Annotated in this window: 20 protein-coding genes; 11 read left to right on the top strand and 9 right to left on the bottom strand. The window is 68.4% G+C overall.

Annotated elements, in window-relative coordinates:
- Window positions 1-1,031 precede the first annotated feature (1,031 nt).
- Window positions 1,032-1,499: a hypothetical protein gene (locus tag TR46_RS27735; RefSeq protein WP_042406254.1), complete on the top strand. Its 468-nt coding sequence runs from the start codon at window positions 1,032-1,034 to the stop codon at window positions 1,497-1,499.
- Between the two features lie 166 nt (window positions 1,500-1,665).
- Here TR46_RS27735 and TR46_RS38310 read toward each other — a convergent pair whose 3' ends face one another.
- Window positions 1,666-2,934: an alpha/beta hydrolase gene (locus TR46_RS38310; RefSeq protein WP_152626709.1), complete on the bottom strand. Its 1,269-nt coding sequence runs from the start codon at window positions 2,932-2,934 to the stop codon at window positions 1,666-1,668.
- A 90-nt stretch (window positions 2,935-3,024) separates the two neighbouring features.
- Between TR46_RS38310 and TR46_RS42605 the strand changes: the two genes are divergently transcribed.
- Window positions 3,025-3,165, top strand: a complete 141-nt coding sequence (locus tag TR46_RS42605) for a hypothetical protein (protein WP_161790211.1) — start codon at window positions 3,025-3,027, stop codon at window positions 3,163-3,165.
- A gap of 116 nt (window positions 3,166-3,281) precedes the next feature.
- Here the strand turns inward: TR46_RS42605 and TR46_RS27745 are convergent, their stop codons facing one another.
- Entirely contained in the window at window positions 3,282-6,872 is a 3,591-nt protein-coding gene (locus TR46_RS27745) for a CHAT domain-containing tetratricopeptide repeat protein (protein WP_042406258.1), read from the bottom strand.
- Window positions 6,873-7,519: 647 nt separating this feature from the next.
- Window positions 7,520-7,882, bottom strand: coding sequence for a hypothetical protein (locus TR46_RS27750; protein WP_042406261.1), 363 nt, complete (start codon window positions 7,880-7,882; stop codon window positions 7,520-7,522).
- Window positions 7,883-8,140: 258 nt separating this feature from the next.
- Between TR46_RS27750 and TR46_RS27755 the strand changes: the two genes are divergently transcribed.
- From TR46_RS27755 to TR46_RS27765, 3 genes are all read left to right on the top strand, one after another.
- Complete coding sequence (locus TR46_RS27755; protein WP_152626711.1) at window positions 8,141-8,590, top strand: hypothetical protein; 450 nt, start codon at window positions 8,141-8,143, stop codon at window positions 8,588-8,590.
- 267 nt (window positions 8,591-8,857) lie between these two features.
- Complete coding sequence (locus tag TR46_RS27760) at window positions 8,858-9,442, top strand: hypothetical protein (protein ID WP_152626712.1); 585 nt, start codon at window positions 8,858-8,860, stop codon at window positions 9,440-9,442.
- A gap of 601 nt (window positions 9,443-10,043) precedes the next feature.
- Window positions 10,044-10,475: a hypothetical protein gene (locus TR46_RS27765; RefSeq protein ID WP_042406270.1), complete on the top strand. Its 432-nt coding sequence runs from the start codon at window positions 10,044-10,046 to the stop codon at window positions 10,473-10,475.
- 22 nt (window positions 10,476-10,497) lie between these two features.
- Here TR46_RS27765 and TR46_RS27770 read toward each other — a convergent pair whose 3' ends face one another.
- Window positions 10,498-11,661, bottom strand: a complete 1,164-nt coding sequence (locus TR46_RS27770; protein ID WP_042406272.1) for a tyrosine/phenylalanine carboxypeptidase domain-containing protein — start codon at window positions 11,659-11,661, stop codon at window positions 10,498-10,500.
- Window positions 11,658-13,718, bottom strand: a complete 2,061-nt coding sequence (locus TR46_RS42610) for a hypothetical protein (protein WP_161790212.1) — start codon at window positions 13,716-13,718, stop codon at window positions 11,658-11,660. Before TR46_RS42610 ends, TR46_RS27770 begins: the two co-directional genes overlap by 4 nt.
- Window positions 13,719-13,897: 179 nt before the next feature.
- Between TR46_RS42610 and TR46_RS27780 the strand changes: the two genes are divergently transcribed.
- From TR46_RS27780 to TR46_RS27795, 4 genes are all read left to right on the top strand, one after another.
- On the top strand, window positions 13,898-14,605 hold the full coding sequence (locus TR46_RS27780) for a hypothetical protein (RefSeq protein ID WP_042406279.1): 708 nt from the start codon (window positions 13,898-13,900) through the stop codon (window positions 14,603-14,605).
- An 88-nt stretch (window positions 14,606-14,693) separates the two neighbouring features.
- A complete protein-coding gene (locus TR46_RS27785; protein ID WP_042406282.1) occupies window positions 14,694-15,143 on the top strand; it encodes a hypothetical protein in 450 nt (149 codons plus the stop codon).
- 104 nt (window positions 15,144-15,247) lie between these two features.
- Window positions 15,248-16,129: a hypothetical protein gene (locus TR46_RS27790; RefSeq protein ID WP_042406285.1), complete on the top strand. Its 882-nt coding sequence runs from the start codon at window positions 15,248-15,250 to the stop codon at window positions 16,127-16,129.
- Between the two features lie 216 nt (window positions 16,130-16,345).
- Window positions 16,346-17,569 carry an OmpA family protein gene (locus TR46_RS27795; RefSeq protein WP_042406286.1) on the top strand — a complete coding sequence of 408 codons (1,224 nt, stop codon included), beginning with the start codon at window positions 16,346-16,348 and terminating at the stop codon, window positions 17,567-17,569.
- 545 nt (window positions 17,570-18,114) lie between these two features.
- Here TR46_RS27795 and TR46_RS27800 read toward each other — a convergent pair.
- Window positions 18,115-19,647 carry a helix-turn-helix domain-containing protein gene (locus TR46_RS27800; protein WP_152626713.1) on the bottom strand — a complete coding sequence of 511 codons (1,533 nt, stop codon included), beginning with the start codon at window positions 19,645-19,647 and terminating at the stop codon, window positions 18,115-18,117.
- Window positions 19,648-19,796: 149 nt separating this feature from the next.
- On the opposite strand from TR46_RS27800, the gene TR46_RS27805 reads away from it, so the two are divergent.
- Window positions 19,797-20,093 (top strand): hypothetical protein, encoded by a 297-nt coding sequence (locus TR46_RS27805; RefSeq protein WP_042406291.1) that lies wholly within the window; start codon window positions 19,797-19,799, stop codon window positions 20,091-20,093.
- A gap of 165 nt (window positions 20,094-20,258) precedes the next feature.
- Entirely contained in the window at window positions 20,259-21,326 is a 1,068-nt protein-coding gene (locus TR46_RS27810) for a hypothetical protein (RefSeq protein WP_152626714.1), read from the top strand.
- Between the two features lie 81 nt (window positions 21,327-21,407).
- On the opposite strand, the gene TR46_RS27815 is transcribed toward TR46_RS27810, so the two are convergent.
- The 3 genes from TR46_RS27815 to TR46_RS27825 all read right to left on the bottom strand — a co-directional run bounded on the left by TR46_RS27815 (window position 21,408) and on the right by TR46_RS27825 (window position 24,808).
- Window positions 21,408-22,481 carry a hypothetical protein gene (locus TR46_RS27815; RefSeq protein ID WP_042406297.1) on the bottom strand — a complete coding sequence of 358 codons (1,074 nt, stop codon included), beginning with the start codon at window positions 22,479-22,481 and terminating at the stop codon, window positions 21,408-21,410.
- Between the two features lie 928 nt (window positions 22,482-23,409).
- Window positions 23,410-23,538, bottom strand: a complete 129-nt coding sequence (locus tag TR46_RS45145) for a hypothetical protein (protein WP_269084281.1) — start codon at window positions 23,536-23,538, stop codon at window positions 23,410-23,412.
- A gap of 49 nt (window positions 23,539-23,587) precedes the next feature.
- Window positions 23,588-24,808 carry an IS4 family transposase gene (locus TR46_RS27825; protein WP_042406326.1) on the bottom strand — a complete coding sequence of 407 codons (1,221 nt, stop codon included), beginning with the start codon at window positions 24,806-24,808 and terminating at the stop codon, window positions 23,588-23,590.
- Window positions 24,809-24,842: the final 34 nt, after the last annotated feature.

Below are 24,842 nucleotides of genomic sequence, written 5' to 3' on the forward strand. Positions count from 1 at the left end.
TCGCCCTGAACGAAAGGCCGTTGCACTAGCCGACATGGATGACATGCGGTCTGCGGGTGCGCAGGTCACAGCCTTGCCGTGCGCACTGTCTACAAGCCGGTGACCTGCGAACTTGCGACTGCCCACTTCGGCGATGCCCGCAACCTACGGATTTCTGCGGCGTAGGTCCCATCACGGGGGCAAGCCTCTGACCTGCATGTTTATGCAATCGCTAGCTGACAGATGGTCGGCAGTGGGCGCCGGAGGCCCGACGCGAGCGTCCCGTATGTCCGATTTGAATCGGACATACGGGGCCAAATTGAGCCACCTTCGGGATTCGAACCCGAGACCTACGCATTACGAGACCATGAGCGATCGTGTTGCGTGGTGACTCGTCGTGCTTTGTAGTGACGTTTTGCCTGATCAGAGGACGCGCGACAGGTTGACCCGTGCCACCCCGTGATGCACGGTCCAAAGGCGTCTGCCCACCGGCTGTCCACCGGAGGGGCCGCCTCGGGAGTTCCGCAAGATCACAGGGGGCTCAGGGCGGAGCTCCCGATGAGGGCAGACGGCCGCGTGAGGTTGCTTGTTCGACCTCCACAGCGTCCTCGTGTCGACGGGCGCTTCTCATGTCAGCGCGCGTAGCCGAGGGTGCCCGTCCGATCTACCTGCAAGATCTCCTAATCCGGGGCCTGCCTGCATCGGCGAGGTGTGCAGCCAGTCGGACAGCACGCCTCACCGAGCAACTTCTAGTGCAGACTCAGCTCAGGAGCACTTGCCGAACGACGAGCAGGCCTTGTGGTTGCCTTCCTTGCAGTGAGCGCACTTGTTGCCCGCACCGCGGTCCTTCTCACATGCACATGCCATGATATTGCCCTTCAGGTCGACTCTCGCCCGGCGTTGCTGCCAGAACCTGGTACTTCAGAGGGAACCGCGCGCAGGCTGTTCCTGTACGCGGAACTTGGAAATCCCAGTCAAGTGAGCTCCACACCCTCCCCAGAGGGGACGCCTTCGATTCGGTGCGGTCAGTGATCGTGCCTGAGACGGTAGTCGTGGACCAGGGCCTGGTCTTCGTCTCCGCTGGCTTCCGCGGGGCCTGCGGCACGCCGGGTTCTCAGCTCAATGTGGCGGCCCTCTCCTGGCAGTTCGGCAGCCCTTGGCTGAGCCAGCCCCGGTCGGCCAGGACCTGCAGGATGCGTTGGGAGTCCACCGACAGCTCCGGCCAGGCCAGCCCCGCGCGCCACACCGGTACCTTCGACTTCGGCTTCGCCGCTGCCGTCGGCTTTTCAGGACGCACCGGCTGCGGGATCTGGATCCCGCACGCTATTGGTGGCATCCGGGACGATGACCCTATCGCCACCCAGGGTCAGTATCCCGCCGACCCACGATCGGGCAATGTCCACTCCTGTCAGGCCTGCTCGGCCATAACCAAGCTCGGCGTGGACGCGGTCGCCTCCTCGCAGCTCGTCCACGCGACGGTGAGCGGTGAGCTCCCGATGTTCCAACAGCCTGACAACTGACGGCATCCGCGATCTCCCCGGGGAACGACAACATGTCAGGTCGCGACCTGTTCCAAGCGCAACCAGATCATCAAGGAACGGGGCACTTGCCGCACCTGCAGGGGCGGCGCGGTGGCAAGCCCCGCGCTGGTAGACACAGCCACCCTGAAGAGCCTGCCAGTGCCCGTCAGTCGCGGAAGACCCAGTGGTTGGGACCGGCGTCTCCTGGACGCAGGCCCATGCGAGCCGACGGGTGGCGGGCACCGTGGAGCAGGTCGTGGATGTCCGCGAGGACGGGGCGGGCCTGCGCGAAGTAGCCGTGGCCCAGCATGGTCAGGTCCACGGTGTCGGTCTCGATGGTGTGGATGCCGTCCATCAGGGTGAGCGGAGGTGCGAATCCGGCGCGTGGGGAGCCGTGCAGGATGCCGGAGCTGCGCAGTGCCTTGTCCTTGGACGACACGTAGAGGGTGGTGCCGTCGGCCACCGGGCGGTAGGCGACGGCCTCGGCGCCAAAGAACTGGGCACCCACGTCCGGGGCGGCGAGGATGACCTGGCCCAGGGCGATCCCCTCAGTGGCAGAGGTGTGTTCGACCACGCGCATCGCCACCCGCAGCATCGCCCTGTTGCCCATGCTGTGGGCGAGCACATGCACTTTTCTGGCCCCCGAAAGGACACACAGGTCCCGCAGGAAGCGGCACAGATGCCGCTCCGCGTGTTGCACGGTGTCCTCATCGACCAGATAGCCGCCGGTGCGGCCCAGCGAGGGCCAGCTGAAGAAGGCGGTCACACCCGGCACCTTGAGGTCCGCGTGCAACTGGGCCGCACGGAGCGCCGCTTCGGTGAAGAGGGTGCGGTAGCCGTGCAGATAGAGGAGGATGCACCCCTCTCCCGGCTCCGCGGCCGCGTGCAGTGCGTCCCGTAGCGCCTGCCAGTACGCCTCCCCGGCCATCGCCCGGTGCTCAAGGAGCCGCAGCCTGTCCTGGCCAAGGGACCGCGAGCGCCGCTGCCGGAGGCGGCCGAGCTGCATGGCCTTGGGGACAGAGACGACGCAGCAGCCTGTGTGCAGGCTGTCGTCAGGAGTCGTTCCGTAGGGCTCGGCCTCTTGGGTGTCCGGGTCCTGCGGCCGCCTGTTGGTGCCGTACCAGACGGTCACCCGGGGTTCGTCCGTCCAATTGCCCGAGGCCCGGTAGTTCTCGTTCGACAACTCCCGGCCTCCGGTCCGCGAAGGCTGGAGGGGCTCGGGGAATTCGGCCATCCCCGTCTCCGCAAAGGCCTGGTCGAAAGCCTCCGCCTCCGGGGATCCCGCAGCGATCCGCGCGTACCAGGCCAGCAGGAACGCGGTAGCGTTCGCGCGGCCCATTCGCTCGCAGACGTCGACGAGCTCGCCGTCGCCGCCATCGGGCGGGTCGGTTCGCTCGCCGGCCGGCAGCACGGTTGCGGCGCATCCGTCGAGCACGACGCGCAGCGGACTGCAACTGTGAAGAGCGTCGCGCCATGCGGCCCTTGTGCCGGGCAGGGGCACCGTGTCGTCCGGCGGACCGACCAGGTGCAGTACGTCGGCGCCGACAACCTGGGAAGCGAGGTCGTGGAGCCCCTCGCCGCCGTCCAGGCGCACCCGCAGACCGGGCACCGAACGGAGAGCTCGGAGCAGGACTGCAGCTTCATGGGCCGCTTCCCGACCCGGTAGCGCCCGCACCACCACGTGGAGGGGCGCGATCCTGCTGTCGTCGTCACGCTGTACCGGATCGCCAGCCATCCGTGTCTCTCCTCTTCGTCGTTCTTCGTCTCGCGTATCCCGCACCGTCAGGCTCCACTGTGCAGGTACGGCGCCCACATCAACGGCTGGTCGGGATGGTGTGCACGAGCCGCGCGGACGGCTGCGCAGAGCGCGACGGCGGGCTGCTCGCGCCAGCCGGAGTATGCCAGCCGTTGATAGAACGTCTGCGCGACCTCTTCGGCGGCGCTGTCCGCAGTGGGCCAGATGGTGGCCACGACGTGCGGATAGCCGGCGATGTGGAATGCCGAGGCGATGTGGAGTGATTCGTCGGGCAGTGTCGGCCCGGGCCGGGCGGTGTCGCAGGCCGACAGATAGGCAAGCCAGGCGTGCGGTGGTCTCAATCGGGAGATCCTGGTGAGCCCCAGGTCCTCGTCGCCGAGTTCTACATAGCCCAGCGAAGGATTCACCGGGTTGTGCACGGCGTGGCTGATGAGGTGGACGCTCGACGCGCCGGCCAATGCGGCCAGGACACCCTCCTCACCTGCTGCGGTGCCGTCCACCAGGTGGACGTCCGGCACCAGGGTCAGTACCGCGCTGCTCTCGCCGGACGCCACATCCAAATCGGCGGCACCGCTGAGCAGCAGCATCCGCCCGTCGGGAGGTGGCTGCGCTTCCTTCGCCCGGCGGCGCGCAGCCAGCAGCGAACGGACCGTTGAGGTGTACGAACTCACGCACCGGTCCAGCACATTCGCGCCGGGACCGTTGCCGGCGGCGTGCACCGGCAGCGACGACAGCAGGCCGGTGGGCACCCACCACACACGGAGGGGCGCTGCGAACGGCCGGTCAGCTGACAAGTCGGCCAAGGCGTCGAGCACGGGGCCCGCCACCGTGTCCCACAGCCAGCCGACTGTGTTCGAGAAGGCCGCGTCGAAGGCACGTTCGGCAGTGCGGCGGGCGGGTCCCTCAGTCTCCATGATGCGTTGCAGCGACACGTCCATGTCCTCGGCGTACCGGGCGACATGCTCCTGACTGAGAGCGGGCAGCGGCAGCGCGGTGACGGCGCCGTCGGCGATCAGCAGGGCGGCGCAGCCGTAGCGGGAGACGTTGACCAGGACGACCGGCCCCTCGGCTGCGGCCGTCAGCAGTTCATCCTGGGTCGGAGGCAGCAGGAACCGCTCCAGGCCCGGCACCGCCCTGATCTCCGCCAGCAGTTCCTCCCATCTGGTGCCCAATTGGTGAGTCGTGTCGCGCGCCTGCCGGTCGACCGGGTCACCGGGCCCTGGTGGGCGGTCCAGGGCGCCGCGCAGCGCTGTGAAGCGTCGGGCGAGGGGCTTGGCGAGTCGTTCCAGGACGGAGGGGGCGGTCGACGGGTCGGCCATCTGGTCGACCAGGATGCCGCGCCCCCACTCCAGCAGGCTCAGGGCCTGTGTCGGGTCGCCAACCGCGAGCGCGCACGCCGCGGCCTCGGACGCCAGGCCGAGGAAGGAGACCAGGTGCCGTTCGCGATCGCGGTGGTCCAGGTGGCGCGGCGCAAGGCGCGGCAACAGGCCCACCGCAGCGGCGAAGAGCTTCAACGCCCAGGTCTCGTCGCTGTCCTCCATCGCCAGGCGCGCCGCGGCCCAAGCGGCCTCGATGCGCAGGGACACGGGTGCTTTGGCATGGTCGGAGGCTTCCGCCAGGACGAGGCGGGCCTCCGCGCGGTCCGCAGCCGCACGGGGAAGGCCGGGGAGTGCGAAGGCGCGCTCCCTGAGAGCGTCGCCGAGGTTGAAGCGGTACAGCGCATTGTCCGCGTGTCCTGCGGGCGACTCGGCGATGGCCTGCCGGAAGAGCTCCACGGCCCGGTCGAACGGCTCGGGCGTCGCGCGCTCGACTGCCCACGTCTGGAGCAGCGTTCCGAGATTCGAGAGCATACGCGGGCGTTCGACGTGGTGGACCGGAGTACGTGCTGCGGCCTCCTCGGCCACCTCCAGGGCCTCGTCGAGGTCGGCTGGTTCCCCCGAGTGCCGGTGGCGGGCGAGCAGGGCATTGGACAGGTTGGACAGATACCGGATGGTCTCCGCGTGGTCCGGCGGCGAACTGCGCGTGACCTCGCGCAGGATCCCGACGGCCTCGTCGAGCCTGCCGCGTTCACCGCGTGCTCCGCTGGTCCACAGGGCCAAGCCGAGGTTGGTCGCGTAGCGCGCGTGGTCGTGGCTGTCCTCCGAGGTCAGCGTGAGGGCCTGCCTGCTGAGTCCGATGGCTTCGTCCAGGCTTTCCAGGTCGCCGGAGATCTCGTGCCTGGTCCACAACGCCAGGGCGAGGTTGGAGGCGTAACCGGGCCGTCGGGAGTCGGTCTCGTCCGAGGCCGCTAGCGCAGCCCGGGACTCGGCGATCGCGCTCTCCAAAGCCGCGGGATCCCCCCAGCACTCGTACGAAAGGCGCAGCGCGATGCCGAGGTTGGAGCGGTATATCGCTGCCTTGGGATGCTCGGACCCAGCGAGCGCGACGGCTCCGGCGCCCGCCTCGATCGCCCGCGCCAGCAGTTCGGGGTCCCCGCCGGCCTCGTAGCGCATCCGCAGGCCCAGGCCGAGGTGGGTCAGGAAGGCGGCCCTGCTCGGGTGGTCCGCCGCCGACCTCTCCAGCGCCTCCTGGGAGCATCGAACGGCCAGGTCGAGGAGGGAGGTGTCCGAAGTCTCCTCGTACAAGTCCTGGTAGAGGGCACTGAGGTTGGACAACTGCTGTGGACTCTCCGGGTCGTCGGATGCAAGCGAGTCCACCACGTTGGTGAGCACGGCGGCGGCCTCCCGCAACACGTCGATGTCACCCGTGAGTTCAGCCAGATCCTGCAGGGCCAGCGCGAGGTTGCCAGCGATCGCCTGGCTGTCGGGGTGCGCGGTCCTCGCATCGGCGAGCACGCCGCGCAGGACGGTGACCGATCGCCGCAGGTGCGACGCCTCCCCGGTGAGGCCGTGCAGGTCCCGCAGCGCCAGACCGAGATTGGCGGCGCACCGCACATACAGTGGGTCGGTCCGCGCGGCCCGGCTGGCGCCGTCGTCCAGCACGGCGACCACGCCTTCGAGGTCGCGCACCTGAGACGAACGGTCGAAACGCGACCAGAGCGTCACCGCCAGTGCGTTGGCCGCCGCTGTCACGGCAGGCGTTCCGGGTGCCGCGGCGGCGAGCACAGAACGTGCCAGTTCTTCGGACTCCGCAAGCAAGGCCCCGTCGTCCTCCTCATCGGAGAGCTGGCGCAGCGCCGTAACCAGGACGAGCCCGGTGTCGCTCCATCCCTCGCCGATCGGGGTCAGCTCGCCGGCTGTCGCTCGGCGCAGCACGGCAACCCCCTCGGCGAGCGCTGCGACGTCCCCGTCCTTCTCGTAGCAGAGGTGCAATGCCTCCCCCAAGCGTCGCTGCGCGAGCCTGCGGCCCGCGCCCTCGGGCACCAGGGAGAGCAGTTGCCGCCCATGGGCGACTGCTTGCTCCAGGTGTTCCGGCTCTCCGGTCGCCCGGAACGCGCCGGTCAGGGCGGCGACGAACTCGCAGTGGGCCTCCAGGCCGGACCGCTCCGCGGGCCCCACCCGCAGGCAGACCCTGCGTAGCAGATTCACTGCCTCCGTGACGGCCTCGATCCCGTCGGCCTCGCCGTGGCGCGCCGACCAACCGCGAGCCGCCGCTAGGGCTTCCTCGACTTCGCTCATCTCCCCCTCTTTCAAAAGGCTTTGGGACCAGACCATTCGATCCGGCCCTGGTGGCCGTCGAACGAGTCGTGCGGCGTTTGGATGCCGGTGGTGTGGCAGGGCTCCGGGTGACTGCGGCGGCCACCGCTGGCAGTCCCCTCGTCGTCGTCCTCCAGCCGACGGAGTGGGATGATCCGTGCGCTGCGGCTGTCGTGCGGACCCCCAGTAGGAGGGATGCCGGCCGGTGAACAGTCAGAAGACCGGGACTGCCTCCCGGACCGCCCGATAGCGGTGCCGAAATCCATGGCGCTCCCTTTTCCCTTGCCTGAATTCGCTGGATGCCAGGCGGACCTGGCGATCGAGGGGCGAGAGCGCGCTCACGTGCGGGACGGCGAGCCCCGGTGGGCGGTGGACCAGGGCGGCTCGCCTCGGAAGGAGGCAGTCCAGCGTCTTACCGGGTGGGGGTGTGCTTGACCCGCCGCGGCGAGGTACCCGGCGGTGATGCGGTTCCTCGCGGTCGTACGACTCGCTGACATAGGCAGTGTCCTCGATACGTTCGACCCATGGCCACGGCTGGACGTCGTCGATCGCTGCCATCGGCAGCCCGTGAGAGCTGTTCGCCGCCAGCGTCTCCCATAGCCGGAAGAGCGTAGGCCGGGGTTCCAGCGTCAGCCGCCGCTGTACCGGGCGAACACGGCGCGTTGCTCGTCTCTCCAGGTCCACTCGCCCGACCGGGAGAAGGGCAGGCTTCGGGCGAGAACCGAGAATTGCTCCGAGGGTTCCTTGCTGGCCTTGTTGACCACGATGGCCGAGAGCATCGGGGCACAGCCGTCCTCGTTCTCGTGGTGGCAGACGTCCCGCAGCAGGTAAGTCATGATCCCCCGATGGGGAGGAACCCGGTCGAAGTCCCGTTCGGCGAGCTTCGCGCTCAACTCTCCGTAGGTTATCGATCGACCCGTACCGGCCCGCTCCCGAAGTATCTCGACAGCAGTGACCAGGACGGAGGGGTATTCCGGGTCGTTGAGCTTCATACGATTCTCCTGACGGGTCATCGGCTAGAAAGCGTAGCGCGCACCGTCGGCGCACGTCCTGATCTTTCGGGTGTCCGGCCGGTCATCCTGCTGCTCGGCTTCAGCAGCCTTGTGCGACCGTCTTGGGGGTCGATAGCCTTGCTGCCTTGCTCGACGCTTAATGCGAAGGGACTCGGGGTGGGGTTTTTCGGCTGGCGGAGCGGTAGTGCGAGGGCTGGGCAGGGCAAGTCGCCGATGGGGCCACGGGGACAGGTGGACTTGTCGCTGCCCGACGGGGAATGGTTCGCCGCCTCACAATACGTCTACAGCGAGACCTGGCGGGGGTACGCGGGCTCGCCTGAGACGTTCGCTGACGCGGGTCGTGATCACCTCGGCAATCAGAACTTCGCCGTCGCGATGCTGTTCTTCGGCAAGTCGATCGACCTGCTGCACACGCTGTATACAGACGGGGGCGGGGGTACGAGGACGCGCCAACCATCGGCCGTGGACCTCGCTATCACGTCGGGCTTCACCGAGAGCTTGGCAGTCGCTCTCGAGACGCATCCGACTGCACCGGTGGCGGAGCCGGTCCGCGAAGCCACCCACCGCCTCCGAACGATCAGTTCTGCCTGCCGGCGTGCCGGCGTCTCTGCCGATCTGTACCTGAATGCGCTGGGGGACATCGCCACCGCCAGCCCGTCCGTGAACGTTGACGACATTCTCTGGTGAGCTTCCCGTGTCGTCCTTGGGTGAGCGGGGGTTCCTCGCTCGCCGCGGCACGGGGTGCCGCCCCCTTTCGCAGACGTGGCCGGGCTGGTGACGGCTTTGGCTCGGGAACCACAGACTCGGGCTGACTTGCGGTTCAGCGACATATCCGTTCTGTCTGGTGACCCAAGGGTGAGATCCGCTTGGGCCACCCAACACTGCTCATTGCGCCGTCCTGGCCCGCGCTAGGCCCTCGGCACGCTGACAAGACTCCGAAAGGTTGGTCGACTGGTGACTGGGCCCAACGCCAAGGCATACGAACAGAGCCAACTGAACTGGGCAAAACTGCGCCAGTACGCGGTGCGCGTCGCGCGCGAGACCCATGCACCCCGCGGGACGACCAATTTCGTCGTCCAGGAGACCAGGACCCGCGAGGTCCAGACCGGGCTTTTCGGGCTGTCCAGGAAGCAGGAGTCCTTCACAGTCGACGTGACGAAGGAGCGCCAGAACGAGTATTGGGAACTCGCCCAGCGATTCTGGCGGAAGGGCGAGAAGGGCCGCGGCTCCCAGGCGGACGAAACGACGTCGAGCACCATCAGATACTGTCTGGGCACCGGCGGTGCATTATTCGTCCTCATCGAAAGCGCAACGGATGTGTACCTGAAGCGGGGTGGCTTCTTCACGACCCATGACTCCTCACAGCACCCCATGACCGAATCAGACGTGCTGCTGTTCGACTTCGCGTCGAAGTACTACACCTCGCCGGGACGAGTCTCCATCGAGACCAACCGTGATCCCGACCTGTCGAAGCTGAAGTACCGAGCTAAAGGGATTGGCCTCTCGCTCGCCTTGAAGCAGTTGCTCGAATCCCGCTGAACCATCCGCCTGCCGCGAATCCTTCACCCGGTTCCCGTGGGGTCACACCTTCAGAGGTCCAGAAGCCGGTTTCCGATCTCACGGCCTATCGGCGCCGCCAAGTGGACTCCCAATCCAGCCGCACAGTCCTGCGGGATCAACTTCCACAGAGTAGACGTGCCTGTCCCGGTTCAGCGATTGGACCGAAGACTTGGAACAGTGTGCCGTCATGGCCACCCTCGGCGACAATCGTCCGCAGCCCCCTGCTCACGTCCGGTTGGGCCAACACCGCCAGCGCCAGCGGTGCCCAACCCGACCCTGCCACCATCCTCCGACTCCACGGCATTACATGATCAAATCGGACATCCGTGTTCCTGAGGCTTGTCCGACACAGTGGTCGGCACAACGATCGAAACTGAGTTCCAATTCGAGTTTCAGCGGCACGAGATTCTGGATTCTACGGCGCACCACCATCTAGTGGTGCCACCCTGTAATGGAGCCAAGCACACCACGATCGATTGGCGCCTCTCGGAAAACGGACGCGGTTGCTCGCGCGGCCATCGCTGAGCAGGATCCCAGATCAACGTGATCAAGGCTGCCTGCCGGTATATGAGGAGGGGTAGTGGGACTTCTTGACCACCGCAAGAGCTGGCGGTTCACGCTGGCGGCGCCACCGGATCGGTGTCTTCGCGGATTCACATCCGTCTTCGACGGCACGCGCAGGGGCGGGCCCATCTTCACCAGAGCGAAGTGGGCGTTGAAGCAAACGCCGAGCGGCGCCGTCGCGGCCTACCAGGGTCGCAGTGGGGTGGTGGGCTTTCTGACGATGATGACGGAGAAGGGAAGTCATGAGCAGGCGGGAGCCGTCGGCTCGCAGGTCACCTTTGAGATGGACGCCGACGCGAACGGCACGACGGTATGCAACATGTGGCTGAACCTCTCCTCCACGACCCTCGGGTTCACCAATGACGCTCGCTTCATTCGTCCTTACATGCGACGCGTCCAGCTGAGTCTGAAGGAGATCGACCCACAACTCATTGTCCAGAGGGGCTGACCGCCGCGGACAGCGTTCGTTGCTAGGCCTCCACCGTTGCGAGGGTCCGGGCACGTTGGGCCAGGGCCTTGTCGGGCAGCCGGAGCGGTCCCGGTAGGGCAGTGGCCATATCGAGGCCGTCCAGCAGCGCGAGCCGGTGCAGCGGCCACTTGACCGTCATAAGCGTGCGGTGGTCACCGGGGCGATCGCGCAGGTGCCGTTCGACCGCGCGCAGGCCGCCGAGGTAGACGTGGTCCTTGAGGAAGCCGCCTGGAGCGCCGGTGTCGGGGAGGCCGCGCTTTACGCGCACGGTGATGTCGAAGGCGGAACGCACGTCGGTGTGCGGCACGAGGGCCCGGACCACGTCGGTGAAGCCGCTGCGGAGCGCGGCGTGCACGGCGACCACCCGCAGTGCGAAGCGCCGGTCGGGCGGGAACGCTGCCGCGAAATGCTGTTCGTGCCAGGCCCCGAGCCCTTCCTCGGTGCCGGTGTTCCCGCTCAGCCGCAGGCCCAGAACGAGCGGCCCTCGTTCGGCGTTGGCCCAACGGAACACATGTGTACCGATTTCATGCACGGTGAGGCGTACGAGCTGCTGCACGGTGAAGTGCGCGTCGGCGCGGATGCTGATCAGCCGCCTGCTTCCGTTCACGCTCATCAGGGCTGCGCTGCCGTCGACGAGTCGGGTGCTCCAGCCGTCCAGTCCCTCCGCCGCCAGGACCGCGGTCATTACGGCGGAGGCCCGAGCAGCATCCAGGCTGCGGCGCAGTTCATCGGGCACAACGGGCGCAGGCGCGGCGAGCAGCGCCAGCGCATCACCGAGCAGTGCGGCGTCGGGTGTCCCGTACTCGGCCGCGCTGATGCGGGTGATGTGCTCGGCGTCATGTCGGATGTGGGCGAGGTGGGCCTCCAGCGAACGCTCCGCCTCATCGGCCACCAGCCGGTGCCAGGGGCCGCCGGCGGTGGCTGCCTCGCAACGGATCGCCTCCAGTTCGTCGTTGGCCTTCTCCGGCTCGGCGTAGCGGAACTGCGGATCGAACGGTTCCCCCTCCTCCCATGCCTGGAGAAACCGCTCCCGGTGGATGGCAACGTCGAGCGGCGCGATCAACCGGTTCGACCGCAGCGCCGCCCGGGCGGCGAGCAGCCGACCGACCAAACCGTCCACCGCGCGCAGCTCGGACAGGACGGCGTCGGACGGGAGCGGGCTCATGACGGGTTCCCGGCACGGACTCCGCTGCCGGTGAGACGGCCCAGCCGTTCGCTCATCTGGGCGAAGTCCAGTACCCGGTACCTCAGGCTGGGCTCGTCGCCACGGACGAAAGGCTCGCAGGCGTCGAGGAACTCCGCGGCTCTGGCTGTCCACTGCGAGCGCTCGGCCGAACTGGCCGCCCCGGCTGCCTCGGCGGAGGTGAGATAGCAGTCGGCCAGGCAGAGCGTCATGATGTAGCCCGAGGATGAGGTGCCGGCATTCGCCCGCAGTTCGGCAACATCGTCCCCTCCGGCCAGGAGTTCCTCGGCGAGCGCGCGGGCCGTGCGCAGATGCTCGGCCTTGGCGTCGGGGTCCTCGATATCCCGGGCCAGGCGTGTGTAGCCGCGCACGCTGACTTGCAGGCTGACGCGCAGGATTCCGAATCGTCCGTTGGCTCGGTATGACTCCCGTCGGCTCGGCAGCACCTCGTCGCGGAGCAGGGCGAGCCCCCGCTCGCGCATCTCCAGGGTTGATGCAGCCTGCACCAGGAAGCCGGCGTAGTTGTGCAGTCGACCCTGGTATCCGCTGGTCCCGGCAGCGAAGAAGCTTTCCAGGACCGGGAGGTAGGCCTTCCATAGGTCCTCCAGGATCCGGGTGAGTTCCGCCGCGCTTGGCAGTTCGGGGACCGGGGCTGCATGCTGGCGTGCGCGGACCTGGTTGAGGCCGACCAGGAGATTGTCCACACGGTTGCAGATGTAGCCGCTGGAGAACTCCCCATGGGCGGCAGCACGCAGTAGTTCGGCGGCGAGAGGAACCGCCTCTTGGATACGTGCGGCCCGCAGCGAGGCGGTCTGCGGGCTCGTGGGGTCCTCGCCCTGCCCCGCAGGGTGGTCGATGAGTTCGGCGAGGGCGTACAGCCGCTCCAGAGGGGACTCTGTGGAGCGGCTGCTGAATGTCTCTTCGACGGCATCCGCGTAGCGCAGCATGAGCAGCGCACGCCGGTGCCGCGCGGGTTCCCCGCTATTTCCCATGGTCGCCATCATCGAGCTGAGCAGTCCCCGGTGGACGGTGAGTGCGGCGCGCTGGGCCAGCGGGGTTCCGCCCGCTGACACAGGGCTGCTTGCGGTGATCGCATCCAGCCTCACTCGAGAGAGTTCCACAGGGTCGGACTGGTCGCCGGGGTCCAGGACGTGGGGGCTGACTCCCTGGATGAACCGTTTGATCCTGCTGATCGTCATCAGGAAGAGGTCGGCCCGGCGCCCGTCCGGGCCGTCGAGGATGCGCAGGGCGGCATCGTCGGCCCCGGCGGACGCGTCGAGCAGGGTGCCCTTGGCGAAGGTCGAGACCAGTCGGCAGAGGCGGTCGTGCGCATTTCCGACCATGGCCTGCTCCGTGCTCGGGTCCGCTCCGGGCTCGTTCGACTCCGCCGGGGTCAGCCGTCGGCACAGGGTGTCGCTGAGGCGCACCACAAGGTCGAGCGACAGCGGTGAGTTGGCGGGGCTGTGGCTGGTGTCCTCCCGGCCGAACTCGTGCAGGGCCAGGGCGGTCACGCCTGCGACCCTGAACGGCGCCCCGACCGCGCTCAGCGCCCGCTGCACTCCTTCTGCCTGCATGGCGGAGAGGATCAGCAGCGGTTCGGAACGGAACACCTCCAGCAGGCACGAGGCATAGGTGCCGATGAGCAGGATCGGATCGTCGACCGGTACCTCTGCCAGGGCGTTGCACAGGGCATCGGTGACCGGTTCGAGCAGGACGTTCGCGGCGGTCAGGACGAACGCGGCCTTGGTGTCAGGCCCGAAGCGGGCAGCTGTGGCGTTGGCGATGGGCGAGGAGCCCTTCAGCTCGTCGTCGGACACTCCCCGGTCCGCGTAGCCGCCGGGTTCTGAATCCTTCGCGGGACGCGGCGCGCCGCGCATCACCTCGGCGAGCGTGAGACGGGAGTAGTCGCAGCACCAGGACTGCCAGCCTCCCGGGGCTTCTGGCCAGGGAACGCCGAAGAGGGGGCCGACCTTTCTGGCGAGCCTGGCCGGGGTCTGCTTGGCACGGCTCTCCGGGATGGGCGGAATCTGGGCATTCATGATCACTGGACTGACCTCCTGAGTACAGGATAGTCCCACTCAGGCGTAGCACAACCCCCCAAGAGCGCTTGCCACCTGTGCGTCAGATTCTCTGTTGATAGAGAAAACTACTCCAAAGCACTTGACGTCTCATGGGACGCCTCCCATCTTGGATACATATCCATCACCGGGAGGGAACCATGGCTCGGAAGTCCTCAGGACCCGACAAGCCCGCCGTCCGCAAGGCCCACCACGGCCGCTACGGCGCTGTCGCACGCGTCTCGGACCACTTCAACGGCGGCCGCGACGGTAAGAAGACCCTCCCGGACATCGAGCTGGACGGGTCGGTGTCCACTCCCACACTTGAGTTCCACGCCCACCGGGCGGCCTCGGCCCAGCACGTCGAGCGCATCCGGTACCTGATGGAGTGCGAGGAACTCGCCGTCTCCGTCTCCGTCCTGCGGCAGCGGCTCGCCACCGCCGGCAAGGAGCTCGACCAGCGGCAGCAGGCAGTCACCGACCTGTCCGGGCCCTTGAGCGACGAGCAGCTCGGGCAGCGCAGGGCGGGAGAGCACCGGACGGCCGAGGCCATCGTCCGCTCCCGTCGGGCCGCCGAGCGCGCCCGGCCGCTCGCGGCTGCCCGTCTCGCCCGCACCGAAGCTGCGGACCGGGTCAGCGCGTTGGAGCTGGAGCTGAGCAGCTTGGAGGCACTGCTCTCGGTCCGGCAGGAGATCGCCGCCTCGCGGGCCGCCTTCATCCACGAGAACGCGCTGCGCCGGGTGGCCTCCTACTTCCGACGCCTCGTGCGGCGCCACCCCCAGGGCCAGCGGATCAATGCCGCGCTCAAGCCCGGCGGCCCCGAGCTTCCCTCCTGGGCGAACGGGTCCGACGGAGCCCTTCCGCGCTAGCCGCCCGGGACCCCACCAGCCCGCACCATCGACAGTCCTTCGCCCCACCGACCGTCCGTACCGCCATCGCCGGCACAAAGGAGCAGAGATGCGATTTCCACCGAAGCGCAAGTCCCAGCCGCAGGCTGGACCGGCCGACCCGCCCTCCTACGTGGTGACCTCAGCGGGGGAGGACGACTCCTGGTCGATCCCGGCCCTGTACGGGATGGCCCCGGCCGCCGACCTCGGTACGGCGCGGCAGACCGTCAGGCAGCTCGTCGACGGCTTGGCCCCCGACGCCATCGACGCCGGGACGGGCGCAGTCCTGGACAACACGGTCAACGCCTGGGCCGACCAGTGGCTCGCCCGGCTGGACACCGACCACACGCTGCGCGAGAACGTGGTCGCCCACCTGGTCGGCCAGGCGGCCGAGAAGCTTGCCGCCGCCAGAGCCGCCCACCAGGACGCCCTGGCCGAACTCGGCCGCACTGAGCGGACCCTGACCGAGGTTCACACCCGCCTGACCTCGGACGTCCCCGCCCCCGGCAACAAGTCCTGACACCGCCTCCCGGGCGCCAGCCACGCGAGCGGCGGGCCCGGCAGCGACCCGCCCGCAGGAATCCCCGGCGGGCCCCCTCCGCACCAGTACTCAAGGAGCGCGACATGGCACTGCCCTCCGACGGCGTCCACGAACGCCGATCCCCCTTCGCCGACTCGGATCTGATCACCGGATCCCCCCGCATCTGGCCGTACGTGATGATCCTGGTCGTCACGGCCGGTGCCGACGTCGCCGCCTTCTACCAGGTGGTGGCGCTGATCATGCCCGTCTCCCCCTGGCTGGTCTACCTGCTCGTCGTGGGCCTCACCGGCACGGCTCTGTCGCTGGCGCACTTCGCCGGCATCGCGATGCGCACGGCCGAGGAGCGAGCCCGGCCCACGCACAGCGCCCGGCATGCCGGCGTCCTGATCGCGATCTGGATGCTGCTCGGCGCGGCGGCCTTCATCATTCGCCTCCTCGGGAGCGGTGCGGACGCCGGCTCCGGATCATCGACCGGGTTCCGGACCGGTGGATCAGCGTCTGATTCGACCGGGACGCCACACCAGGCGCTGCTGACGGCAGGGCTGTTCCTGGCGCTCTACCTCGGCACGGGAGCCATCGCCTGCCTCAGCTCCCACCGCGCGCACAACCCGGTGGCCCTCGCCCACCGCAGGGCCCGGCAGGCCCAGCAGGTAGCCGCCCAGGCTGCGCGCCACACGGGTTCAGCACTGGTCCGCGCGGAGTTGGAGCACCAGCAGCAGCTCGACGAGCGCGAGCGGGACGAGCGGCGCTGGCAGCACGCTCGTGCCGAGCGGCTCGCCTGGGCCGAAGAACTCAAGCGCTACGCCCGTGTGCTGATGGCCACCCATCTGGCCGACCCCGCGGCCACCGACGGTCTCACCGACCCCGACCTGCGCCCCTCGCAGCCCTCCGGCCGTGAGGTCATCCACCTCGTGCGGCCCGACGACGGGACCGCCGAGCCCGGCAGTGAGGACGCGGCCGGATGAGCGCGCCCGACGGGGCGCAGCAGCGACCCACCGGACCGCTCCTGCCCTGCCCCCACTGCGGTCGGCCCCTGCAGCCTTGCCCCGCCTGCGCCGACAGTGGCTCCGTGACCGTCTGTCAGACCTGCCGGTCCGGCCTGGTCTGTCCCGCATGCGGACGGCACTGGACCTCCCCCTGACCGCTTGACCCCAAGAGAGCCCACGTAGAGGAGCTACACCATGAAGACCAAGCAGGCCGCGCGGCCCCGCCGACGGATCGCCGGCACCCTGGTGGCCATCGGCCTCCTGGCGGTGACCGGCTGCGGGAGCAGCCGCCCGGCACCCGACCCCGGCCCCGGCCCCGTCGGCGGCACCGCAATCGCTGGGGTGGACTCCCCCTGCCCCAGCGGCGCGGCAGGAGCAGTGACACTCGTCCTCGGGGCCCGGGCCAACAGTCCCGCCCCGCAGTTGGACCCTGCCGTCGACGCACTCCTCGACCACGCCGCCGCGGCCGGCCGGCCGATCACCGTGATCCGATCGGACGGTAGCCCGGAGAAGGTGATCAGTGAGACCTTCAGCAGCCGAGCCGGGAACACGGTGGCCCTGAGGGGGGACCGGATCCAATTCGAGCGGAACCTCCAGACAACGATCGACGGTGTTCGGGCGAAGTCCGCCCAGGCCGACCCGTTGACGGCACTGGGGCTCGCGGGCCGCTCCACCCAGCAGGGCGGCACGGTCGTCATGATCGACTCAGGCCTGCAGACGGTCGCGCCGCTGAACTTCCGCAGCGGGGGCCTGCTCGACGCTGCCCCCGAGGACGTCACGTCCTTCCTCAGCCGCGGACGGGACCTCCCCGCACTGCAGGGGCTGAGCGTCGTGCTCATGGGGATCGGTGACACCGCAGCCCCGCAGCCCCGGTTGCCCAGCCGGGAGCACGCCAACCTGGTGGCCCTGTGGAAGGCCGTCGCACAGAAGGCCGGGGCTGCGTGCGTGGACGTGGTCAGCGACCCCGCTACCGGCCCGGCCGTCAGTGGTGTTCCCTCTGTCTCGACGGTCCCGGTACCGGCCCAGGCCTCGTACTCCGCCGTGTGCGGCACGCAGGTGCTGTACGACAGCGGCAGCGTGGGATTCCTCCCCGACAGTGCGGTCCTGCGGGACCCCGCAGCTGCCCGCAGCGTTCTCGGCCGGCTCGCCGGCTGGATCGCCGACAAGGGATTCAATGTCGCGCTGACCGGCACGACGGCCGACTGGGGAACCGAACAGGGCCGTCACCAGCTCTCGGTCGCCCGTGCCACCAGTGTCCAGAACCTCCTTTTGCGCCTCGGCGTCCCGGCCGACCGGATCACGGTCACGGGCGTGGGCAGCGACTGGCCCGGATACATCCCCGACCGGGCTCCGAACGGTGCCTTGCTGCCCGGCCCGGCGGAGCACAACCGGTCCGTCCTCCTCAACGTTCGCTGCTGAACGGCTGATGCTCCCGCAGGGCAGGACCGGATACGAGACCGGCTCGACGCAGCGGATCCCCGGCCTCTCCACGAAGCGGGCCACTCGCCTCCCAACTGGGAGGCGAGTGGCCCGGGTCGGTGCTCAGGAGCACTTGCCCCACTGGCACTTGTGTCGCGACAGCGGAATGCGGTGAGCCTCCGCCTCCTTGCACCACGCGCACTTCGGCCGACGCGCGTTTATACATGCACACGCCACGATGACTCCCCCTTCAACCGGCGGTCGCCCGAGCAAACGGGCGGTTGGCAACATTTCACAGTCGTCCTGCCTCATCGGTCCCGTCAAGCGTTAGGGAGCCGATGTGCCGGGGGTGGCTGCGCGAGCGAGCACCGCGGTCCTGATGCCCATCGGAACGGAGACGTCCGCCCATGCAAACATTTTTCAGAGCGTCTTGCGGTATGCCGCCGCTCCCCGTCCCGCAGCCGCCGAATGCCGCGAGACCCGATCCCGAGGACCCGGACGATCCGTTCCTTCCAGGTCGGCGCCCCGCCGCCCGAACCCTTTGGTCACCATGAGCTCACCACCCCGTCGGACACCTGCGTCCGCTGCAGGCAGGTGCGCAGGCTTGACGGCCGAATGTCGCGCAGCAGCGACACCCGCCCATTGTTCGCGACCTGGTCCAGCCACGCCAGGCACCGTGCGGCGCAGTCAAACTGACTGTCACTCAGCTGGTCGGGGAAGGAAGGGTCGTCGGCGTCCGGGGCCGGCGACAGAGGTGCGAGCCGCAGCCGCAGGTCGTGCTCTGGCCCCAAGGCGGCACTCCGCTCCTCCAGCACCTCCTCGACACACGCCAGCGCACGATCCATGTCCGCCTTCCACGCATCGGCCGGGCGGGCGTCGAGCGCGGTGAGCTGCCGGCGCCGGGCCCACCAGCCGAGGTGGGCGGCCGAAGGCCTGGCGTACACGACATGGGCACGGACGTCCCGCAACAGGAGACGCGTCGCCTCGTCGTAGACGTCCTGGTCGCCGAAGATGTACGGCTTGACGAGCATCACCACCGGCCACGGGTCCGCCGGGTCGGTGAGCGTGCCCGCCCGCCGGACGGCCGCGCTCCAGCCCTGTCGGCGACGGTTCGCCGGAGCCAACGCCTGCGCCCTGACCAGCCGGCCGGAGTCGAACGCGGTGGCCGAGGTCACCGGCACATAGCGCCAGCCCAGTGCTCTGGCGAGGAGCGCCGCGGTGGCGCCGATCGAGTAGTCCGCGCCGATCACCACGACCGGCAGGCCATCGGTCGAGGCCCAGGGTCGGCGCTCGTTGAAGGGCTGGCCGGTCAGAACGTGCTGGACGAGCAGATGGGTCGGCCATCGCTGGGAAACGGGCTTCCACAGCGTCGTTCCCGGTTCGCCCTGCCAGCTGAAGTCACCGGCCCTGGACAGGGCTTCGGCCGTGACCACTTCCAACTCCATCCGGTAGAGCCGGTGGCCGACGGACCCGGAATCGCTCCCGTCGGCATCGCACCTGGCTCTCCGTGCCGGGCGCAATCCCACTGCCAGGGCACGGGCCGTCAACTCCGCGTCCTCCAGCGGTGTTGCGGTGCCACAGGGCGTGAACTCCGCCAGCAGCGTTGTCACCACTGGACACCGCTCACCCGCTTCAAGTGCCCGCAGCTGTACCTGGAAGCGTGTGGCGGCCTGCTGGTCACCAAGTACCGCCGCGGCTGCCAGCAGTGCGGCCCCGCCGGCGTCCTCGGACGGCAGTCCGTCCAGGCTCTCGCTCAGCTTTGCCACGGCCGCTTTCGTAGTCTCCAACTGGGTCGTCAGATCTGGTTGCCGGACCGCCGAAACCTCATGGGCGGGCAACCAGCCCATCTCCGCGTAGACCCGGGAGACCCGTACGCCGGCGAGTTCGGCCAGGGCCCGCAGTACAGACGGCTTGGGCATCGTCCTGCCACACATATAACTGCGGAGCGCCCCGACGCTGACCCCCAACTGGATGGAGAGCGCCTCGTCGGTGATGGGGCCGCGTCTCGTCTCCGCCTGTTTCCGCAGCTCGCGCAGCGTATTCGCGGCATTCTTGAGTTCGCCGTCCTTGTACGTCAACACGCCCCCCCGGCCGAACAGATCTGGTGACAAAAGCGTACAGAAATGGCGACTGACGAGATGCCTCTTCCCTCATGCTGGATAGCACTCGCGATCTCCGTATCTGGTGGAGGACAGGCGAGTTCGGGTCAAGGGGAGGGAGCGGCGCCATGGGTCTCGGCACTCTGATCGGGTTGATGCACGTCCTCGGATTCATCGTCTCGTTGTGGGTTTTCACCAGCAGGACGGGGTATTCGGGGTTCCACGGGCTGCCGTTGAGGGTCATGCTCATCAGCCCCGAGTGGTTCGTCGTCACCGTGGCGAAGGCTTTGGTCTGGGAGGCGGTCCTGATCTACTGGCTGGGGACCGGCAAGCAGCCCTCCCGCTGGGGTGTCCCGCGTGACAGCCGCAGTGGACGGATTGTCCGGGGACGGCAGTTGGCGGACGATGAGGAGATCGGGCGGTAGCCGCCGTAGTCCGAGTCTGCACCAGTCGACCAGCAGGCAGGACACTCGAAAACAGACAGTCCGCGGGGCGGGCGCCGATGGCAGGGGGAGGAACTGATGGGACTGTTCTCACGTTCGGGGGACCTTCCGCCGACACGCTACGGGTATCGGCCGCCGAAGGGCGCTGTGGGGCTCGGCTGGGTCTGCCCCTCGGACGAGTGCGGCCAGGGCGGTCCCGAACGCCCGTCCGACCGCTGGCCGCGCCGCTGCCCTGAGTGCGGCACTGAAGTCGTCACGTTCTCATTGGCGGAGCCATGGCAGCACACAGCCAAGCGGGTGGAAATCGACGCCCGGTTGAACGGGTCGCCGACATACGGCGACCCGTACCGGGCCCACGCGGAGGACCTGCTGTGGACGGCCGACGAAGCCTTCCGGGCAGGGCGCGCGGACCAGGTGCCGGACATCGCGGCGGCGATGGGCAGCCTGCTCGACGCACATCGGGCAGCGGGTGGCAGCTACGGGTTCGACCAACTCTTTCACCTGGTACGCCTTCTGGCGGCCCAAGGGGAGTGGGCGGTCGCCACCGACGCGCTGCGCCGGTGGCGACATTCCGTCCGCCATGACAATTTGGAGGACAACGAGCAGCGCACCGAAGCGCGCATGTTGGCCGCCTCCATGATCCATTGCCTTGAGGCGGTGCCTACGCCACCGCCTGCGGACCAGCAGGTCGTCTGGGAGATGCTGCGGGAGTTCATTCCTGTCATCAGCAGCGTCACCACTGCGGACATCGACCGGTCCTGGAACCGACTCCAGTTCACGATGGCCGGCCGGAAGGACCCGGAGGAAGCCTTGGGGCGCGAACTGGACCGCCTCGCCGCAGCGGACGCGGCACAGCCTCCACAGGGGCTGCCCTCGGAAACGCCGCTGCGCATGGAGATCCTGGGCCGCTACACCGCCAAGGGGCCCGATAGCAGCCTTGACGCCTCGCGGATCTCGGAGGTCTGTCTCCAGCCGTACCTGACCGTCTCCCCGGAGGAACTCGCCCCCGTGGTCCTCCCGGTGGGCGGCTGGACGGTGTACGGGGCATCCCGCTGCCTGCGGGACTGCGGCACCCAGGACGAGAACGGGCTGGCGTACGGCGCCATCTGGGACGCCGGCCTGCAGTTTTACCGCACCACCGGCGTCGGAACCCAGCACCTCTCGTTCCACGACCACCAGCGCTGGATCGCGCGGCACGGGTCCGGCTCCTGGTGAAGGAGGTTCATAGGCCCTGGATGACATGAATCTTGAAGGTGATGTGGCAGCGGCAGCAGCCGTTCATTCGGCAGGGTGCGGTCAGCCGTCCCGGGTCAGGCGGTTGCGCAGGTCCCTGGCCCGGGTCTTCCAGCCGACGTCGTGGGTCTCCTCTAGACACCGGGCCAGCAGCGTGAGCGCGTCGTCGACGAGTCCGCGGGCAACGATTTCTGCTTCGCGGGCGAGGAGTTGCTCCACCGTCCTACGGCGTAGCCCGATCTCTGTCAGCGTGAGCGAGGCCAGCGCATCGATACCCGTTGCCAGGTCGATGTCGAGCAGCGCGGGCACTATGCGCCGGGCCGTGCCCGCGTCATCGGAGGCGTTGGCGATCTGGACGCACTGGCCGAAGAACTCCGGGTCGGCCGGGCGGTCACGGTACAGATCCGCGAGCCTCTCGGCGGCCAGCCGCTGCACGCCCTGCTCGGACGCGGACAGAACGTCCAGCACGTCGTCGTTTTCCAAGCCCGGCCCGGCGGCCAGCGCCAGCAGTGCGCGCTTGCGCAGGGCCTTCTCCTCCAAGTCGTCGGTGGCGATCTCGGCCACGAGTTCGAAGTCCGCTCGCCGCAGTTGCCGGCTGACCTCCAGCATGTGCGCCACGGCCTGCCGCCGGTTCCGCGCCTGCTGCGCGCGCAGCGTCAGATAGAAGAGACTGGCCATGTGGTTGCGGAGCATCGTGCCGAACGAGCCGTAAGTGAAGGGGATAACCGTCTCCTGCCGACTGTCGGATTCCAGGTCGTTCATCACCGCGACCAACCCGCGCTCCTCGTCGCTCCTGAGGTGCTGGGGGTCCGGGACATGGCGCCGCAGCCCCAGGTAAGTGGTGTAGGTGGAGTGCAGGCAGAACAGCAGGAACGGCTTCCCGGCGGCGCGGGCCCGCTTCAGTTCCGTGCTCCAGGTGATCTCCCCGAATCGCTCAACGATGACGAAGACGCACAGGTCGGCCACGTCGACTGTCATCTCTGAGTTCATCCGCCAGTCAGAGCCCGCCGCGTTCATGTGCAGGATGTCACCGGACAGGTAGTGCAGTGGTTCACCGCCGAACCCGTTGACCACTTCTGTGAACTCGGCCCGGACGCGGTCGGTGTCCGACGCCCCACACAGCATCACCTTGAGCATCCACAAGAGCGTAGTCGCGCGAGTGCTCGCCTGGAGGCGATATGCCGGGGCCGATAGCGGGGCGATCTCGGGACCAGGACAGCAAGCGTGGGCTCGGCCAGCATCACGATGCCCACCCGGTTCCAGGCGACTGTGGTGTGGCCTCGGCGGTCGCCCGCCTGCCGGACCTGCTGGCGCTATGACACAGAGGACTTCTCTGCGAGGAGCCGCATCAGGTGTAGGACTGCTTCCCCAGTCGACTTCGCATGCGCCGGGATGACGAGGTCAGGGTTGCGTGGCGGTTCGTACGGGCTGTCGTCCCCGGTCGAGCCCGGGGCCTGGGTCCGCACCTGGGTCGGCGCCTCCACGTGCACTTCCAGGAAGTGTGCGTTGCTCCTGCCGTGCCGGTCCCGCGTCAACGGATTGACTCAACTTCCAAGGCGAATCAACGGAGTTGAACCAAATCGGATATCCACGGCTGAGCCGGAGACAGGCCGCCTTGAACAACTAGGTACTGGCCGAGGCCTTCACCGCGCTGGGCCGTTACTTCTTGACCCCTCCCTGTCCACGTCGGTGTTCCACCCAAGCGCGATCACCGTCGGCACCACAGGAGAACCTACAAAGCCCTGGATCGAGTACGGACCCCTCCAACGACAGCAGCGAACGCTCAAACCGCCCACAGCAGTCAGACCGTCCGAGCAGCAGAAGACACCTTTCTCTGCACCGCTGTCCACCGGGTGTCCACCGCAGGTGAAGTCCGAAGTTCAGCCTCATTGTTCACCGACGACAAAAGAGCAGGTCACAGCCCCGTGCAGGAGGAAGTACCTCCAGGATCAGCCCGTCCACCTGCGCATTGGAATGCGTAGGTCGACACCGCCCGATTTGCCTGAATCCTATACGCGCGAAAATGAAAAATCCCAGGTCAGGGGCTTGACCCAATACCGGTGATTTAGGGCTTTCTGCGGGTGTAGGCGGTCTTGGTGGGCTCGACCATGTTGACGATCGGAGCGCTGGGTCGCGGCGGGGTGCGGTGCTCGGCGCGCTTCAGTGCCCAGTTGGACATCTTGCGTTTGATCACGCGGGGGTTGGAGCGCAACCGCCTTGGCTCCAGCAGGCGTTCGCCGATCTCACGCAGAGTCTGGGTGAGTGCCCGGGTGAGCCGGGAGGGGGGAAAGCGCCGCCTGGTCGGTGACCTGGCGGCGGGCGACTCGCAGGGTGCGGGTGAAGGAGAGCCGGTCCGGGTCGCGGCCGGACCGCCGGGCGGCCTGGTGCATCAGGTCCCGGAGCGCGTGGTGCACCAGGAAGAACGCGTAGATCTCTTGCTCGACGCCGTCGGGGTGTTGAGAGCGCAGGACCAGGCCGGGGCCGCCCTGGTGGGTTTTGACCTCGTCCAGGACGGTCTCGATCTCCCAGCGCTGGTGGTACAGAGCGGCCAACTCGTCCGCAGGGGCGGACCGGTGGTCGGTGATCGTGGTGATCAGCCGGTAGACCGCGCCGCCCGGTTCGAGGGTGTACTCGATCACGCGGACCGGGATCGGGTCCGCGCGCCGGTCCTTGTCCCGGGCGGCGACGATCTCGGAGAGGTAGGAGCCGTCGGGAAGGGCGCGGCGCAGCGGCAGCACCAGGTTGCCCTTGACCCGCCACAGTAGGTCGGCGCCGGTCGCGGCGGCGCTTCGCCACAGGTCGAACCCGGCAAAACCGCGGTCGGCCAGCAGCAGCATGCCAGGTGCCAGCGCGTCCAGCAGCCGCCGGGCCAGTACCGTCTCGGCGACCGCGAGTGGCCCGATCTGGACGGCGAAGACCGCGTGAGTGCCGCACTCCACCAGTGCGGCGACCCTGGCCTGCGGAAACGCGCCGTGCTTGTCGCCGCGGCCGGAACCGGGCCGGCCGAAGTGCGCCGAGTTGGCGTTGGTGTCGGCGAGGTCGAACACTGTGCCGTCAACGGCGACCAGCCGCCACCGGTGGTACCAGGCCCCGACCGTCTGCCCGGTCGCCACCGGTCGGCACACGCGGCCGAACAGAACCTTCAGCGGCTCCGGACCCAGCCGCGACCGGGCCCGGCCGATCGCCGCGCTCGTCGGCACCCGCCACGACCCGGAACGCTCCAACCCGTTGGTGAGCAGGCGTGCGACCTCCTCATAGCCCTGCCCGGAAAACAGGCACATTGCCAGGACGAAGTAGACCACCACCCGAGCCGGCAGCAGCCGCCGCCGCTGCTCGGTCCGCCCGCACTCCGCAACTACCTCATCGATCAGCGAGGGCGGAAACGCCCGCGTGAGCACGCCGATCGCGATCCGATCCGAGAACCGCTCACCGGTCGGCGACTTCACCTGTCCTGGCCTTGGCACACCCACTCAACGACCCAACACAAAGTCACCGGTA

The sequence above is a fragment of the Streptacidiphilus carbonis genome, assembly GCF_000787775.1.
GTDB lineage: Bacteria > Actinomycetota > Actinomycetes > Streptomycetales > Streptomycetaceae > Streptacidiphilus > Streptacidiphilus carbonis.

Bases quoted from the DNA above. Each gene is read 5' to 3' on its own strand.
- TR46_RS27780 (WP_042406279.1), top strand. From the start codon at position 13,898: ATGGCTCGGAAGTCCTCAGGACCCGACAAGCCCGCCGTCCGCAAGGCC.
- TR46_RS27790 (WP_042406285.1), top strand. From the start codon at position 15,248: ATGGCACTGCCCTCCGACGGCGTCCACGAACGCCGATCCCCCTTCGCC.
- TR46_RS27750 (WP_042406261.1), bottom strand. From the start codon at position 7,882: ATGAAGCTCAACGACCCGGAATACCCCTCCGTCCTGGTCACTGCTGTC.
- TR46_RS27805 (WP_042406291.1), top strand. From the start codon at position 19,797: ATGGGTCTCGGCACTCTGATCGGGTTGATGCACGTCCTCGGATTCATC.
- TR46_RS27815 (WP_042406297.1), bottom strand. From the start codon at position 22,481: ATGCTCAAGGTGATGCTGTGTGGGGCGTCGGACACCGACCGCGTCCGG.
- TR46_RS27770 (WP_042406272.1), bottom strand. From the start codon at position 11,661: ATGAGCCCGCTCCCGTCCGACGCCGTCCTGTCCGAGCTGCGCGCGGTG.
- TR46_RS27795 (WP_042406286.1), top strand. From the start codon at position 16,346: ATGAAGACCAAGCAGGCCGCGCGGCCCCGCCGACGGATCGCCGGCACC.
- TR46_RS42610 (WP_161790212.1), bottom strand. From the start codon at position 13,718: ATGAATGCCCAGATTCCGCCCATCCCGGAGAGCCGTGCCAAGCAGACC.
- TR46_RS27745 (WP_042406258.1), bottom strand. From the start codon at position 6,872: ATGAGCGAAGTCGAGGAAGCCCTAGCGGCGGCTCGCGGTTGGTCGGCG.
- TR46_RS27785 (WP_042406282.1), top strand. From the start codon at position 14,694: ATGCGATTTCCACCGAAGCGCAAGTCCCAGCCGCAGGCTGGACCGGCC.